This is a genomic window from Rhodococcus sp. 21391 (genome assembly GCF_016772255.1).
GTDB lineage: Bacteria > Actinomycetota > Actinomycetes > Mycobacteriales > Mycobacteriaceae > Rhodococcus_F > Rhodococcus_F opacus.
In genome coordinates this window covers 3,261,099-3,275,976 of the sequence record NZ_CP063781.1, presented here as the reverse complement: position 1 = coordinate 3,275,976, position 14,878 = coordinate 3,261,099, and the positions used below count along the sequence as shown (strand labels likewise).

Annotated in this window: 15 protein-coding genes; 6 read left to right on the top strand and 9 right to left on the bottom strand. The window is 66.0% G+C overall.

Annotation, left to right across the window (positions count from 1 at the left end; all coding sequences use genetic code 11):
- Positions 1–28 precede the first annotated feature (28 nt).
- Positions 29–1,765, bottom strand: coding sequence for an ABC transporter ATP-binding protein/permease (locus GO592_RS15245; protein ID WP_420228109.1), 1,737 nt, complete (start codon positions 1,763–1,765; stop codon positions 29–31).
- Positions 1,766–1,902: 137 nt separating this feature from the next.
- Between GO592_RS15245 and GO592_RS15240 the strand changes: the two genes are divergently transcribed.
- Complete coding sequence (locus GO592_RS15240) at positions 1,903–3,027, top strand: serine hydrolase domain-containing protein (protein WP_172650587.1); 1,125 nt, start codon at positions 1,903–1,905, stop codon at positions 3,025–3,027.
- Positions 3,028–4,070: 1,043 nt separating this feature from the next.
- Positions 4,071–4,418, top strand: a complete 348-nt coding sequence (locus tag GO592_RS15235; RefSeq protein ID WP_007298709.1) for a hypothetical protein — start codon at positions 4,071–4,073, stop codon at positions 4,416–4,418.
- 334 nt (positions 4,419–4,752) lie between these two features.
- Here GO592_RS15235 and GO592_RS15230 read toward each other — a convergent pair whose 3' ends face one another.
- Positions 4,753–5,406, bottom strand: coding sequence for a ScbR family autoregulator-binding transcription factor (locus GO592_RS15230; RefSeq protein WP_039951945.1), 654 nt, complete (start codon positions 5,404–5,406; stop codon positions 4,753–4,755).
- An 834-nt stretch (positions 5,407–6,240) separates the two neighbouring features.
- On the opposite strand from GO592_RS15230, the gene GO592_RS15225 reads away from it, so the two are divergent.
- Positions 6,241–7,065, top strand: coding sequence for an alpha/beta hydrolase (locus GO592_RS15225; RefSeq protein WP_237737230.1), 825 nt, complete (start codon positions 6,241–6,243; stop codon positions 7,063–7,065).
- Between the two features lie 52 nt (positions 7,066–7,117).
- Here GO592_RS15225 and GO592_RS15220 read toward each other — a convergent pair whose 3' ends face one another.
- Positions 7,118–7,528 carry a PAS domain-containing protein gene (locus GO592_RS15220; RefSeq protein WP_007298713.1) on the bottom strand — a complete coding sequence of 137 codons (411 nt, stop codon included), beginning with the start codon at positions 7,526–7,528 and terminating at the stop codon, positions 7,118–7,120.
- A 531-nt stretch (positions 7,529–8,059) separates the two neighbouring features.
- Between GO592_RS15220 and GO592_RS45860 the strand changes: the two genes are divergently transcribed.
- Positions 8,060–8,185: a hypothetical protein gene (locus GO592_RS45860; RefSeq protein WP_257237409.1), complete on the top strand. Its 126-nt coding sequence runs from the start codon at positions 8,060–8,062 to the stop codon at positions 8,183–8,185.
- A 201-nt stretch (positions 8,186–8,386) separates the two neighbouring features.
- Here the strand turns inward: GO592_RS45860 and GO592_RS15210 are convergent, their stop codons facing one another.
- The 6 genes from GO592_RS15210 to GO592_RS15190 form a co-directional block, all read right to left on the bottom strand.
- Entirely contained in the window at positions 8,387–9,016 is a 630-nt protein-coding gene (locus GO592_RS15210; RefSeq protein WP_007298715.1) for an antibiotic biosynthesis monooxygenase, read from the bottom strand.
- Between the two features lie 197 nt (positions 9,017–9,213).
- Positions 9,214–10,587, bottom strand: coding sequence for a wax ester/triacylglycerol synthase family O-acyltransferase (locus tag GO592_RS15205; RefSeq protein WP_007298716.1), 1,374 nt, complete (start codon positions 10,585–10,587; stop codon positions 9,214–9,216).
- A gap of 155 nt (positions 10,588–10,742) precedes the next feature.
- The gene (locus tag GO592_RS46545; protein WP_005562484.1) at positions 10,743–11,051 is read right to left on the bottom strand and encodes a hypothetical protein; all 309 of its coding nucleotides are present in this window, start codon (positions 11,049–11,051) and stop codon (positions 10,743–10,745) included.
- A gap of 329 nt (positions 11,052–11,380) precedes the next feature.
- Positions 11,381–11,617 carry a YdeI/OmpD-associated family protein gene (locus tag GO592_RS15200; protein ID WP_007298718.1) on the bottom strand — a complete coding sequence of 79 codons (237 nt, stop codon included), beginning with the start codon at positions 11,615–11,617 and terminating at the stop codon, positions 11,381–11,383.
- Positions 11,618–11,843: 226 nt separating this feature from the next.
- Positions 11,844–12,230, bottom strand: a complete 387-nt coding sequence (locus GO592_RS15195; RefSeq protein WP_007298720.1) for a VOC family protein — start codon at positions 12,228–12,230, stop codon at positions 11,844–11,846.
- A 13-nt stretch (positions 12,231–12,243) separates the two neighbouring features.
- Positions 12,244–12,999 carry an arsenate reductase/protein-tyrosine-phosphatase family protein gene (locus GO592_RS15190; protein ID WP_007298721.1) on the bottom strand — a complete coding sequence of 252 codons (756 nt, stop codon included), beginning with the start codon at positions 12,997–12,999 and terminating at the stop codon, positions 12,244–12,246.
- Between the two features lie 327 nt (positions 13,000–13,326).
- On the opposite strand from GO592_RS15190, the gene GO592_RS15185 reads away from it, so the two are divergent.
- A complete protein-coding gene (locus GO592_RS15185; RefSeq protein ID WP_007298722.1) occupies positions 13,327–14,037 on the top strand; it encodes a thioesterase II family protein in 711 nt (236 codons plus the stop codon).
- Positions 14,034–14,864, top strand: a complete 831-nt coding sequence (locus GO592_RS15180) for an SDR family oxidoreductase (protein ID WP_005260922.1) — start codon at positions 14,034–14,036, stop codon at positions 14,862–14,864. The genes GO592_RS15185 and GO592_RS15180 overlap by 4 nt, the downstream gene beginning before the upstream one ends.
- Positions 14,865–14,878 lie beyond the last annotated feature (14 nt).

The window sequence follows — 14,878 nt, the reverse complement described above, 5'->3', positions numbered from 1 at the left end:
ATCTGGTGGGACCGGCCGTGCGGGGTCGTCATCGCCGGGATGCGCCGGGCCGGGACCGCCGGTCCAGGACCCACACCGTGGCGAGCGTGAGGGCGACGGCAAACGAGGCGAGCGCGATGAGGCTGGCGCCGGTGCCTCCGTGGAAGGTGTCGCCGTATGCGGACATCGCCGGAAGCGTGGCGCTGTACCGGTCGAGATCCAGGTCGCGACCCAATGCTTCGAATGCGTGGCGGTTGGATAGGCCGAGGCTCATCAGGCGGCCCGGGACGGCCATCTCGTCGACGGGGACGATGGCGCCACCGAACAAAACCTGAGGAAAGCAGAGCATCGGCAGGGCGAGGGCGGCCTGCGCGGCGTTGGACACCGCGGCCGAGGCGAGCAAGCCGAGGGCCAGCGCCGAGGTCGCCTCGATCACAATCGTCACGAACAGGAAGGCGGACACGTCCCATCCGACGGCGGGGAGCCGACCGAGCGCCCGCAGAACACCGAGCAGCAGCGCGCTCACTCCAGCCAGCACCGGAAGCAGCGCTGTCACCTTGGATGCCACGTAGGCGCCCACGCTGAGCCCGGCCAGTCGTTCCTGCCGGAAGACGGCCATCTCCCCGACGATCTGGAGCAGGCCGTACGTGAGGCCGAAGAAGAAGCCTGCGAATGCTATCCAGAACACGATCTGGGCCGGGCCGAGGTCGGCTGCGCTACGCGGGTCGAACGCGCCGCGCTGGAACAGCGTCGCCATCATCGCCGTGACCAGCACCGGAGAGCCGAGCAGGACGGCCAGGGTCAACCGGTTGCGAAGGAGGACATCAACATTGCGTCGTGTGAGTAGCCACCATTGCCGCATCATGCCTGTGCGGTTGAGGTCTGATCGGGTGGCCGCGATGGGCGGGACAGACGGTAGCGCCGATCCGGGCGGGGCTTCCGACGTTCCAGCACTGTCCGCGAATCGCTCGGCCCAGATCTGAGGGGTGTGCTCACGAGCCAGCCGGTCGTACACCTCGGCGAGATCCTCCACACCGAAGTAGCGCCGAGCCTCGGTCGGGCTGCCGGTGAAGGCCAGGTGGCCGTCGCGAGCCAGGAACACAACCCGGTCGCACCGGTCGATGCCGGCCGGTTCATGCGTCGTGAGGACGACCGTGACCCCGCGCCGGCTGAGTCGGCGCAGCAGGCGCATCACGTCGGCTGCGGTGGACGGGTCGAGCCCGGAGGTGGGTTCGTCGAGGAAGAAGAGGTGTGGCCGGGTCAGTAGCTCCACGGCGATACTGGCCCGCTTGCGCTGGCCGCCGGACAGCGCACGGACCGGCACCTCGGCCCGATCGGCCAGGTCGAGGTCCTGCATGGTCTCCTCGACTATCCGGTCCGCTTCGGCCGCCGATGTGCCCGCGGGGAGCCGGAGCCGCGCCGCATACCGCAGCGTGCGGCGCAGGGGCATTTCGAGGTGGATGATGTCGTCCTGGGGCACGTAGCCGATACGGGAATCGGCGCTGACTCGGGCACCGCGAACGACGCCGTCGTGTCGAACCTGCCCGGCGGACGGTGGTTGCAGTCCCGCGAGGATTTCCAGCAACGTGCTCTTTCCTGCTCCACTGCCGCCGGCAATGGCGACCAACTCGCCGGGTTCGACCGACAGCGACAGCTCCTGGAGGATCCGCCGCGCCCCGACCTGCCGGCTCACGTCGACTGCATCGACCCGCCCCACGGTCGGTGGTTCCAATGTCGATGCGGTCGTGTCGGGTGATCTCAGTGATTCCTGAACTCGCTTTGTCATGCCCTGATCATCGGCCCGCCGGTTCCGTGGCCGCATGGGGCGTTTGCCTCAAATCGGACTCCCGAAACCGATCCAAGGCGGAGCCGATGAGGCAAGCTTCAAGAGATCGATACCGAACGCACGGATTGGGGAGAGGGGTGGCACGAACATTCTCGGGGCGGCAGATCGTCGCCATCTTGGCGCTCTCGATGACAGGACTGGCGGGATGCGGTGAGTCGGCAGTTCAACCAGCCGGACCTGGTGCACAGCTCACCGAGACGATTCCGGGGGCGATGGAGCACGCCTCGATTCCCGGGGCCATCGTCGGTGTCTGGCAGGACGGCGCCGAGCCCTACGTCCAGGCGTTCGGGGTGCGCGAAACGGCCACCGGCGACCCCATGGCGCCCGACCTGTTCATGCGCATCGGCAGCGTGACCAAGACCTTCACCACCACCGCCGTGCTGCAGCTAGTCGATCAGGGAAAGGTCGGCCTCGACGATCCGATCGACAGATATGTGCCCGACGTCCCCAACGGAGACACGATCACCATCCGCCAGTTGGCGGCCATGCGCAGTGGGCTTCCCGACTACTCGGACGTGGTGATCCCGGCGCTCCCGAGTCAGCCGCAGCGCCAATGGACGCCTCAGGAACTGCTCGAGATCAGTTTCAGCCGTCCACCGCTGTTCGCACCAGGCACCGAGTTCGACTACTCCAACACCAATACCGCGCTCCTGGGTCTCCTGGTCGAGAAGGTCTCCGGCCAGCCGCTGAACGCGTATATCGACGAGTACATCGCGCGACCCGAGAATCTCGGCCACACATCGGTCCCGACCGATGCGGCCTTTCCGTCACCGCACGCTCACGGATACACGAAAACACCTGACGGCGAAACGGTGGACGCGACCGACTGGAACCCGTCCTGGGGATTCGGTGCGGGAAACATGATTTCCACCCTCGACGACCTGCGTATGTGGGTGCGCGACTTGGCCACCGGAACGTTGCTCTCGCCGGCAACTCAGCGCGAGCGGGAGCAGTTTCAGCCGGCACCGTCGGAAGGTACGGGTTCGATGTACGGACTGGGGGTCGAGTACCAGAACGGCTGGATCGGCCACAACGGAAATATCGCGGGCTACCAGACCTACGCCTATTACCTTCCGCCCGAGGGCAAGACGGTGGTAATGCTGGTCAATACGAACGTCGACCCGCTGGGCGTGTGGAACTTCTTCGCTGAGATCGTGAAGATCATCAGCCCCAACCATCCCTGGCCGGCGCCTCCGTCGTAGAGGTCGGATGAAAAGGATTGCAGCCGCGCAGATCAGATACGTCTTCGCATTCGAAGTCGGGCTCTCCGACAGGTGGCAGGCAGTGGTGGCGCGGACGGCGGACCTGCCTTCAACCAGCTGACATCAGCAATCCGACGAGTGCAATCGCAATCGCCGAGGCGGCACCACAGATTGTCCAGGCCCGCACAGCGGTCCGGCGCCAGCGGGGATGGCGGAGCTGGGTGGTCGGCCCGGGGGCAGAGCCTCGTCCACCGACACTCGACGGTTCGGGTTCATATCCGTGACGGTGCGACATCGCATCCGCGGCGAGCGCTGCGCTGAGAGAGGCGACCACCACGATCAACGTCACGGCGATGACCACAACAGTCCAAGGCATATTTGTACCGGGCCTTTACGATTCCTGGGATATCGGCGGGATGCGGTCGACGTCGGCCTGTTTCCGGTCGCCGTCATCCGTCGACGTGGAATGGGACGCCGCGCGGGCGGCGTCTTCGGGGCGTGGGTCATGGAGAAGGTCGGAGCATCACAGCTGCCGCGATGAGGCCGGCGAATGTCGCGGCGACGATCGCCGCGGTGGCCCACAGTGAGTTGGTGACCATCCACGCGGGCATGGCTACGGATAATGAGGCACCGGCACCGATGACTGGCTGTGTGAGGCGTTCTGTACCGCCGGGTATCCACTGGTTCGTGGGTAGCGAGGGATGCATTCCATGCTCCTTTCGCAAGGGGTAGGTGCAGGCGATGTCGGGTCGGATCGGCGGGGCCGCTTGCGAGGTTTGTCTGTCTCCTCCGGTAACGATTATGAGTGATTTGGGTCACAATTGAGTTGCAGGGCTCGTTTGTACCGCATTCCTGTCGGGAGCGCCACTAGGCAACCGTCCATGTTCGGGAAAGTCCCGAAACCGTCCGGTGTGACTCGCGGTAACCGACATCGACCGCGAGCGGGAGTTTCTCGGCGTTGACGGGGTGCTGTGACGCGGATATCAACAACGGGACTAAAGACCCTATCCGCAAGTGCTTTCGCCGAGCTTACGATTCCGCGTGTGACACTCGGCTCCCTGTCCTTGGCCCTTCTACGCGTGAACTACCGCCTTGCGCGGCTTCCGCTGCAACTGATCGAAGACGTGGCGGTGTCTCGCCTCGACCAACGGGAGCCGGTCCGGCTCGCCTACGAGCAGATCCTGATCGACTGCGACCGTGCCGCGGCGTACCTGCTCGACGATGAGAACGCGGCCAGGCGCGCGGCCGAGCTGGAACGGCGGACCACGTCGGTACGACTGCTGATTGCCTGTGAACATCACCGCGTCCAGTGTCGTGGTGTGATCTTGCTCGATGAGCAGCGCGAGCGGTTTCATCAACGCCGTCAGCAGGACGCGGGTCCGCCGACATGACGTGCATGACGTCCGTCGATCACTGACCATCGGTCCACCTCTCGGTGGTGCGAGAAAAGTGGCGTTGATGGTGGTTTTGGGCAGGGTGGAGCGTACGGCGGGTCGCCGGAGCGGAACGCGGTACGGGAGTGGAAGGCGGATGAAGTGCGATCAACCAAAGTTACTGGAATATAACAACTGTCACAGTCGCACCCGAATCGGTGGTGGTCGGCGATCTACGACGTCCTCTCGACCGTTGGGCTCACAGAGCAGAGAAGTTCCCAAGGGTGGCCGATCACGCGGACGGGTCGCGGGGGTGGTCAGGTCGGCTGCGGTGTCGATCGTTCTCGATGTCTCACTCGGTGTCGAGTGATGCGTGGAGCCACCTGCGGTGGACATATTCGCGAAAGTATTCGACGTGGGGGGCGTCGACGATCCCGGGTAGGACGAATGTCCACAGTCGCTCGGTACGGATCGGGAGATCTCGAGTTGTGTTCCCGTGGGTGGACCACATTCGGACGCCATCGAACGCGGCGACGAGGAAGTTGGCGAAATCTTCGGAATCGGTGTCCGGGAGGAGGTCTCCGTCATCGATCGCTCGATCGGCGATCGTCGCCACCAGCTCCACCCACTCCCGATGGGGATCGGCTACCGTCCCGCGCGCATCACCTATCTCGCCAGTGAGTCTCACTCCGGCCCGTATCAGGGGACTCGTCAGCAGTTGGTCGACCCAAAGGAGCGACATGCTGATCAGCGATTCGAGTGGCGGAAGAGCGGTGTCCAACAGGTTCCGGCACGCCGCCATCGACATCGCGTGTTGTTCGTCGATCGTCGCCCGCGCGAGCGTCTCCTTGGAGGCGAAGTGGAAGTAGACTGCGCCTTTGGAGATTCCCGGGTGGCTGATGATGTCGGCGAGGTTGGTGTTCGCGTATCCGTTCGCCGCGAACACCTCCGCGGCCGCCTCGATGGTCGCGCGGCGTGTCGCCTCGGCGCGGGACTGTTGTGTCATTCTCTCAGACTCCATCGGCCCGCCCCTCGATGCGACCTGCGTCCCCTTGCATCATGAGCAATACCGGCACAAGGGCATCGCGGCCCGGGCCGCGGAGGTGCTGATTCCGGCGGAACGCGCGGCGGTCCTGTTCTGATGGCGGTGTCATCCTGGGATTCATCCGATACCTCTCGATCCCGGATCTGCCTGTAGCCCAATGGCAGATCTTTGGCCCAGCTGCACTCTGCCTGATCGCTGACATCTGATGACTCCACGGTCCTGTGTGGCTTCACGATTGCTTTACAAACAATCTTACGGTATGTAACATCGCGAAGATACAGACAAGCAGTTTGTTTCAGTGTCAGGTCCACGGGATCGAGGCATTGCATCCCCGACGCACAGTGGTCGCGACGGGCCTGGCACCAGGTCGGCGCGTCACGGCACGGATTTCCTGATGCCCGGGGGAGCGTTGCGGCTTGCACGCGCCTGACACAGTAGACGGTGGGCCCGCCCATGTATGGTGATGCGTTGTTTCATTCCGTCCTAGCGCATTTCGCGTCGGTGCAGGAGTGCGGGGACGAGGTCCCGGCGACGTTCGACGCAGTAGTCGAAGGCGTGGCGGCCCGGACTCCCGCGCTCTCGGGCCCGAAGCCTGACTTCTTCCCCGGGGCCAGCCTCCGCTCACAGGTTTTGGCGCACGCACTGCGGATGACGGTCAAACCGCTGCTCGCGGTGTGGGCCCAGTGTCCGAGTCCCCTGTGGCCGGCCGGACTGATAGACCCCGCCGCCCGAATCGTCCCGCCCCTCCGTGGGGTCGGCCGCCAATCAGTGCGCCTCGAGAACTGCGACGCCGAATTGATCGACGCCGGCAACACGGGAACAGCGACAGTGGTGTTGTACCTGCATGGTGGCGGCTTCCTGACCTGCGGGTTGAATACCCACCGCCGGCTGGTTTCACGGATCTCCGCGTCCGCCGGGGCAGCGGTGCTCAGTGTCGGCTACCGGATGATGCCCAGACATCCGATCCGTGATGCTATTGCCGACGGGGTCGACGGATACCGCTGGCTGCTCGGGCAGGGGTTCGACGCGGAGAAGATCGTGATTGCCGGTGATTCCGCCGGCGGCTACCTGACCTTCATGACGGCGTTGACGCTTGCCGACTTGGACCTGCCGTGTCCGGCGGGCCTGGTCGCGCTGTCACCGCTGACGGACATGGATCCCGCGGGGAAGCTTGCACACCCGGGCGCCGACCGGTGTCCGGTCTTTCCGCGTTCGGTCCTCATCACGTTCGCCGGCTTGCCCGATCAGGGCGCTCGCCGCCGCACTACCGGTAAACCGCGCATCTCGCCGGTTGACTGCATCCTGGCCGGCCTGCCGCCGGTGTTGATCCAGGTCGGGTCCACCGAGATGCTCTACCCGGATGCGGAGCTGATGGCCGAGCGCCTCGCGGCCGCCGGGGTGCCGGTCACCCTCGAGGTGTGGGACCGCCAGGTCCATGTATTTCAGGCGGCCGCCGACCTCATTCCCGAGGCGGACCATGCGATCCGGCAGATCGGCAACTTCATCCGCACGGCAACCACCGCACGTACCCTTCACCGCGATCGCGCCGACGAATGGTGGCATTGCGAAATATCCGCGCCCGCCACGTCATGCGCACCACGCCCGTACGAATGCCAGTGAGACATCTCGGGTAAAGACTTCGAGGGCCGGCCGACAGCGTGGCGCTGGCACATCACTCGAAGTGCGGGGCGCTGCCGCCGCCCCACAGTTGTTCGGTCACATCCTGGAAGCAGACGAGCATGACCGGGTCGTCGTGTCGCTCGAGCGTTGACCGACTGAGTGCGGCGCGCACGGTGGAACCGTCCCGATGCGTGAGCGCGACGATCTTGCCGGCCGACTCGTGCAGTTCCGTCACGGCCGATCGAGGCGGAGACACCGTGTGGACCAGGTCTCCGATCACACACTCGCGGAGCGCGCCCTGCGGATACCCCAGCATGTGTTCGAAAGCCCGATTCATGTAGATGACGAGACCGTCCTGAGCCACAGCCAGGACCGGCACCGGCAGCCTGTCCAGAAGCACGAGGACGGGGAGCTGCTCGAGGTAACCCAGCGTGGTGTCGGGATTCGGGCGTCGTCTGTCCATACTCGATCTATCGAGCGCAGAACCTCCCTGTTACGCCGACCCTCCGCAGGCACGCGATGAGGGCGGTGGACGGGAGACTCGGTGGAGGCGTTCGCGGATCCGGCGTGTGCGGGGGCAGTCCGATGTTTCGGGACGGATGGCGACGGGCACGCCGGGAGTATGACGACCGAACACGGAACTACGCATGCCTCCGCATCCGGGTCGGCGGGGGATTGTCCGCTTCCGCCGCTGAGGTCCGGTGGCCGGTTGCACATCGTCGAAGGTCGGCCCTGGCGTCGGGCGCTCGACTGTGTTGCAGTCGGAGGTACGGAGGGGAAAAGGCCATGGCACGGGGTGACGCAACCTCACGATATGGACTTGCTGCTTGTCGTGCTCTCGACAGATCCCCGCATGGTGTTGTGTCTGGAGGTTGTGGACGGAGGTGCGGCCCACCGCGGCGGGAACATCGTGGTGCGCCCTTCCTCGACGGTTCTGTTCCGTCACGGCATTTTGTTCGATGCAGTGAAAAAGCGTTCAGGACTTCATGTTCGAATGTACGAGAGCTACCGCGGGGCTGACGCGCATGCGATCTTGGACGCCCTCGACAAGGAGTACCACCTCGATACACCGTGGTTCACCCCCGCGCGGTGGCTCGAGGGCCACGGGGTCGACTTCTAGCTGTGTGCCCAGTCGGGGACCGGCGGCGGTACGAGCCGTCGCCGATCCGCTGGACCGACCGGGCAGTAAGGGCGCGCGTGCCCCGTCCTGTGCCCTGAAGCTTCTCGTCGTCGGTGTCCGTCTCGAATGACGGCCACCGGTGCGGCAGCCGCAAGAACAGGATGGGGTTGTCCTTCTCGACAGTTCGGCAGTTCGACAGTTTCACGCCATTTCGGGGACGTGCAGATGCGCGATGGCCAGCTCGAACTCGCAAGTATCGAGCACCTCGGAGTTCGCCTCGCGAACTCCTTCGTCCCGGATGCGGTCGATGCGGTCCCTATTGCGTTCCATCGCCTCGGCGCTGTCGAATGTCAGCGACGACACCCCGCGACCCGCGGCGTGGTCGAGCATCAGGCTGGCGCTGCAGAAGCCGTCGAGTTCTTCCATCTTGGGTAGTGCGGCCATCTTCCACACGTCGACGGCGCGGTCCATGTGGGCCGGCTCGGTCTTGATCCACGTGACCCGGCAACAGGCTCCGCGATCCGAATGGTGGTCGCGATGCATGACAGCGATGTCCCACCGCGACACTTCCGTGGTGCCGTGGAAGACCTTGGCTGCGTCGTCACGCAGTTTCAGCACCGGTCCCTCGCTGGCGCGTAGCGATTCCTCGTCCCGCCACGAACTGGTCGCGATGCACCGGCCCGAGTCGCGATCGACCAGCAGGGACATTCCGAGGCAGCCCTCGGTGTCCGCCAGCGCCGGCATCACGGTGTCACGTACGTGCTTGATCCCGGCGTCGATGTACGACGGATGCGCTTGAATTGTGGTTGAGCGTGCGAACACGATCGGCACCCTTCTCGTCTGGGCGGCGCCGACGCGGCGTCGCCGGTCATTTCCCCGTGTTTCACACTGCTCCCCCTGTCCGTCGGAGGCAATGGGGTGGCCGATGTCGGCGGCGAGGATCCGCCGCAGCTGTGCGGTTCCGACCCCTGACATGAGGTCGCGATTGAGCCTGAAACGAATTCGTGCCCCCGCGAACGATCCTGGTGTCAGGGGGAGGCGGTGCGGGCCGCGATGTCGAGGTCGGTCAGGGCGGTGTCGAGGTGACCGATGATCCGATGCAGGTGAGGGACCGCGGTGCGGTCGCCGACGACCGTGACGTGCAGTTGCCCGGACCGGCTGGTGAGGGTGATGCTCAACGCCTGGCCGCGCGCGAGGGTCGGGATCGGGTAGACGGCGTCGAGATGGGCACCGTTCCAGTACCGCGGGCGGGTCGGTCCCGGGGTGTAGGAGATCATCACGTTGAACGGCGGCGGGATGTCGTCGAGGACCCGGCGGACCGGGTCGAGCATGATCGGACTCAACATCAGGGCACTGACCAGTTGGAATTGGGTTCGGCTCAGGGCGGCGACAATGCCACTGGTATGGGCCACGGAGTCGGCGATCCGCGCCAGGCGGGTGAGTGGGTCGTCTTCGTCGGTGGCCAGGGACACCACCATTGCGCCGATCCCTCGGTTGCCGCCAGGCCCGATGCTGGGCGACTCACCGAGGTCGAGCGGGACGGGGAGCATCGCGGTCAACGGCGCCTCGGGGAGGGCGTACTGCTCGAGCAGATATGCGCGGAGGGCTCCCGCGCACATCGTCAACACGACCACATCCAATGGGGCACCGGTGCAGGCGGCGAGGCGGCGCAGTTGGTTCAGAGGCCAGGATCGGGCGGCGACCTTGCGGGCGCGGCCGGTCGGGGCGTTGAAGATCGTCGGCGGGGACTGCAGTGGCAACGTCAGGTGTTCTTCGGTCAGGCCGTGGTAGCCGGCGCAGATCAGAGTGGGGACGGTTGCCGTCAGCTCCCGCGTGGTGACCAGGCCGGACCGCAGCACCCCGCGGGGGTCGCGGGAGGGATGGCGAGTGGGGGCCGCGACCGACGGGCTCCACGGCGCCGGGCAGTTCTGGAGGTCCGGTTCGACTGTGAGTGCGCGGTGCAGCAGCCGCATCCCGGAGGCTCCGTCGGTCAGCGACAGGTGGAACTTCGTATACACCGCGGTGCGCCCGTCTGTCAGGCCCTCGATGACGTGCATCTCCCACATCGGGTGTTGGGGATCGAGCGGCATCGAATGCATCTGCGAGACGAGCGACAGCAGCTCGGCCATCGTGCCCTCACCGGGAACGGCAGTGTGCCGCACGTGATATCCGAGATCGATGTGCTTCTCGAGCCGCCACCACGGATACCCGTGCAGCGGACGGGAGGGACGTTTGCGGAACAATTCCGCCACCTCGGCGTGGGCGCGCAAGCGCTCGACCATCTCGGCGGCGTGGGCACCGGGTGCGGTGCCGCGTGGGGGATCGAACAGGGTCAGGGTAGCCACGTGCATCGGGTGCGATGGGGATTCGAAGAGCACGAACATCGCCTCGGTCGGGCCCATCGGCACCAGTCCACCGACCCCAGCTCGCACACCGCACCTCCCCGCTTCCGTGTGGTCTCAGCAGAGCACACCGCACCCGCGATGACCGTGCTTTCCGCAGAGACGACGACACTTGGCGGCCGGGATTCCACACCTTCGAGTAGGTCCGCGGGCTCTCAGGTGGTCGAGGGCCGGCCGAGTACCTGGTCCCACCAGTCGGCGAGCGGGCTGGGGTCGGGCCAGATGATCGGATCGTCGGGTATCGACGAGGATGTGCTCGGGTCCGTGTCCACTGGTTGTCGATCCGGATCGGCGTCGGCCAGGGGTCGCCGCACGGCCCCGCACTGGCCAGTCGCAACGGTCGGTGACCGGTCCGGGCGAGTCGCTTGTCGGATCGGCGGCGGATCGGCGGGCGGGGACGGGATGCGGACCACTGGGTGGATTTCGTTCTCGAGCACGAACGTTTGCTCCTTCGCTGAACGCATCGGCCACCGGGCATGTGGTGTCTGCCGGTCCCATCGCGAGGGTGATCTGCCCGCGTCACTGTCGATGCCCTCTCAGTTGTATCCGACCCGGCTCGCCCTGTCAGCCAAACCGCAGACACCGCCGAGGGCAGGGCATTCCCACTTCGGCGAGCCGTGGATTCAGTGCGAGCGTTTGTCATGCTGTCAGCGGGGTGATGTCGGCGATGGCGAGTCGATAGTGGTTCTGGAGATTGCCACTCGGCGTCACACAGAGCCGCCTCGCCACACGCATCGGCGTTCCACCGCGACAGATCAACGGGATCGACCACGGGAAACGGTCGATCACGGTTCTACCTACCGGTCTTTTCCCGGTGGCTGCATCCAGGCCAGCAGCACGGGCGCCGCTTGCCTTCAGCCAGTTCGGTGTGCGTCCTTCTGATGCGACGCGCTCTGGCTTCATCGAGCTTGGCATCCTCGACCCAGCAGATCCACTCATTGCGTGCCAGTGGTGTGATGTCATTCCACGCGGCCAGCGCCGGGCCGTCGTCGGCCAACGCCTTTCGTAGATCCGCCGGCACTCTGTGCACCGTGCCGCTCGGGACCGAGGCCTATGGTTCGACGGGGTGGGAGTTGTTGATACTGCCGGCGTCGTTGATGTTGGGGCAGGTTGTGGTCGCATCCGGCCTGATCTCGGCCGTGGTGACCCGCCGCAGAGGCATCGACGCCGAGTCGGGCAAGGATGTCAGGTCGTGTGACGCGCTGTCCTCTGGAAGCGGTTGTGCGTGACGATTCGGTTGACGATGGTGTGGAGGCCTACCGATGGGCGGTGGGCTGGAACAGTTCGATCAGATTGCCGGCGGGGTCGGCGAGCAGGATCTGGCGACCACCCGGCCCGCTGAACACATCACTACGGAAGGCGACACCGGCAGCGCGCAGTCGGGTGATCTCGGCGTCGAGGTCGCTGACGACGAGGTGGATACGGTTGCCGCCCGGCCCGGTCACGTCGGTGGGGGTGGCGCGCGCACCCGAACTGGCTGGGCCGGACAGCAGTAGTCGCAAGGGGCCGCGGATCACGTCGGCGAAGGCGGGGGCGGGGTTGGTGTGCAGGGTGAAGCCGAGGTGGCTGGTGTAGAAGTCGATGGCTGCGGGCACGTCGTCGACGAGGTAGCGGACGCTGGCGTATTCGTCGGGTGGGGTCATCGGGCACTCCTTTTCACGGTTCGGTGGTGAGGGTCGGAAGCAGGTACCGGATGCGGGTGTCGATCTCGGCTGCGGTGGCCTGGAAGGTCGGGTAGGTGTCCTCGCCGGCGCCGCATTGGGTCGGGTCGGGGATGCTCCAGTGGATCCAGTGCGTGTCGTCGCCGAACTCCGGGCAGACTTCGCGGGCCTTGTCGCACAGGGTGACTACCGCTTGGAACCGGCGGTCGGCGAGTGTGTCGAGGTGGCGGGGATGCTGGTCGGAGATGTCGATCCCGAACTCTTCTCGCAGCACCCGAACCGTATTGGGATGCATGCCCGGTTTGGGGCAGGTGCCGGCGCTGATTGCGTCGACTCGGCCGCTGGTGTGCTCGCGCATCAGAGCTTCCGCGATCGCGGAGCGGGCACTGTTGCCGCTGCACACGAACAGCACGGCGAGGGGTGTCTTCGGGTCGAACGGCGGGGGTGTGGAGGTCCGGCCGAGTGTCGGGTGTAGTGCGGTGCCGGTACCGGCCAGCATCTCGGTGCAGCGATCCAGATCCAGGTGGTAATAGCTGTCGCGGCCGTCAAAGGTGCTGCGTGTGGCCGTCACCAGCCCACCGTCGCGCAGCAGGCGCAGGTGGTAGGAGATCAGGTTCTGCGACTCACCCACCAGCGTGACCATCTCGCGGACCCGGTAGTCGCTGCCGGACAGCACCGCCAACAGCTGCCACCGCAGCGGATGAGCGGCCAGCTGCACGAATGACGGGACGGGTTGACGCAACAGCACCACCTCACGAGGGTAACACCAGATGTATCAAATCAGTTTGATTCAATTTGCCGACCGGGCTGGATCGGGAGAGTGTCCGACCAGTTCTCCAGGTGCTTCGCTGCGCACATGACGACGGGCAACGCTCTGCTCCGAAATGATGGGGGAGTGCGGCATTGGGGCCGAACGTCATCTGAACTCGTGCGCCAGAGATAATTTACCGAAATTCGGATTGTCCCACAGTCGCGACGCAGCACCGGGGGGGTGCACACGAATCCCCACACCGGGAGGGAGCCGCGGCCTAGGGTCGAAGGTAACCGGTCTTCCTCGGCGTCGTGGAAGGAGGCGACAATGGTACCTGCGACACTGGTGTGCCTGCCGTACGCGGGCGCGGGCGCCTCCTTCTTCCGCGATTGGCAGGGTTATGCGCCACGGGGGCTGGACATCCTCCCGGTGCAGCTCCCCGGCCGTGAGGAACGCTTCGGTGAGGACCTGCTCACGACGGTCGATGCCGCCGTCGACGACATCGCGCCGCGCGTGCTGCCGGTCGTCCGGGAGTCTGCCGGGGTGGCTGTGTTCGGGCACAGCTTGGGTGCGGTCCTGGCCTACGAGCTGGCGCACCGCCTGACCGCCGACGGGGGCGTCGCGTTGACCCGCCTGTTCGTGAGTGGATCGCCCGGACCGGCGACCGTGCGGGAAATCCGGGCGTCGTCGTTGGCGGATGCGGAGTTCCTCGCCCAGGTTGGTGATCTGGCCGGGTACTCCCATCCCGCGCTGGCGAACCCGGAACTGCGGGAGCTGCTGTTGCCCGTCGTCCGCGCCGACGTCGAGATGCACGAAAACTATCGGCCGCCACCGCATCCGCCGCTGGACGTCCCGATCACGGCTCTGCGCGGGCGTAGCGATCACCTCGTCGGTGTCGCTCAGGTGGCGGAGTGGGCGACGGCGACGGCCGCCGGGACTTCGGTGCTCGAGGTGGACGGCGGGCACATGTATCTTGCCGAGCACCCGCACGCGCTGGTACGACTGCTTGCCGCGCAACTCGGCGAGGGCGCTCGGTGAGCGCCGACCTCGCCGGGAAGACGGCCTTCGTGACCGGCGCGGCGCGGGGGATCGGCCGTGCGTGCGCCGTCGAGTTCGCAGCGGCCGGGGCTGATCTCATGCTCGTCGACATCACCCGGAACTTGCCCGGGGTGCCGTACCCACTCGGTTCGCAGAGTCAGCTCGACTACACCGCCGAGTTGTGCCGCGAGCACGGTGCGACGGTGGTGACCCAGGCGGTGGATGTCCGTGAGCTCACGGAGATCAGGGCCGCGGTGCAGGTGGCCCACGAACGATTCGGTCGTCTCGACGTGCTGCTCAACAATGCGGGCATCGCCGCACCGTCCGGGAAGGTGGCGCACGACATCGCCGAATCGGAGTGGCGTCTGATGCTCGACGTCGACCTCTCCGGGGCGTGGCGGACGATCGCGACGGTCGGCCGGATCATGGTGACCCAGCGAAGCGGAAGCATCGTCAATGTCGCCTCGACGGCCGGGCTCGTCGGGTATCGCCACTTCGCCGGGTACGTCGCGGCCAAACACGGCCTCGTCGGACTCACCAAGGCCGTCGCCCTCGACTACGCGCCGAACGGGGTCCGGGTGAATGCACTGTGCCCGGGATCGGTGCGGGACAGCAGTGAGTACGAAGGGCGGATGCTCGCAGAGATCGCGCGCTCCCTGGGAGTCGGCGTCGACGAGCACGAGTCGGTCTTCGTGCAGGCCCAGCCGACCAACAAGCTCGTCGAACCCGGTGAGGTCGCGGCAGCGGCGCGGTGGCTCGCGTCCGACGATGCGCGTGGAGTCACGGGTGCCGTGGTGACGGTGGACGGCGGTTTCACGGCACGCTGAGGGTGACTCGCGCG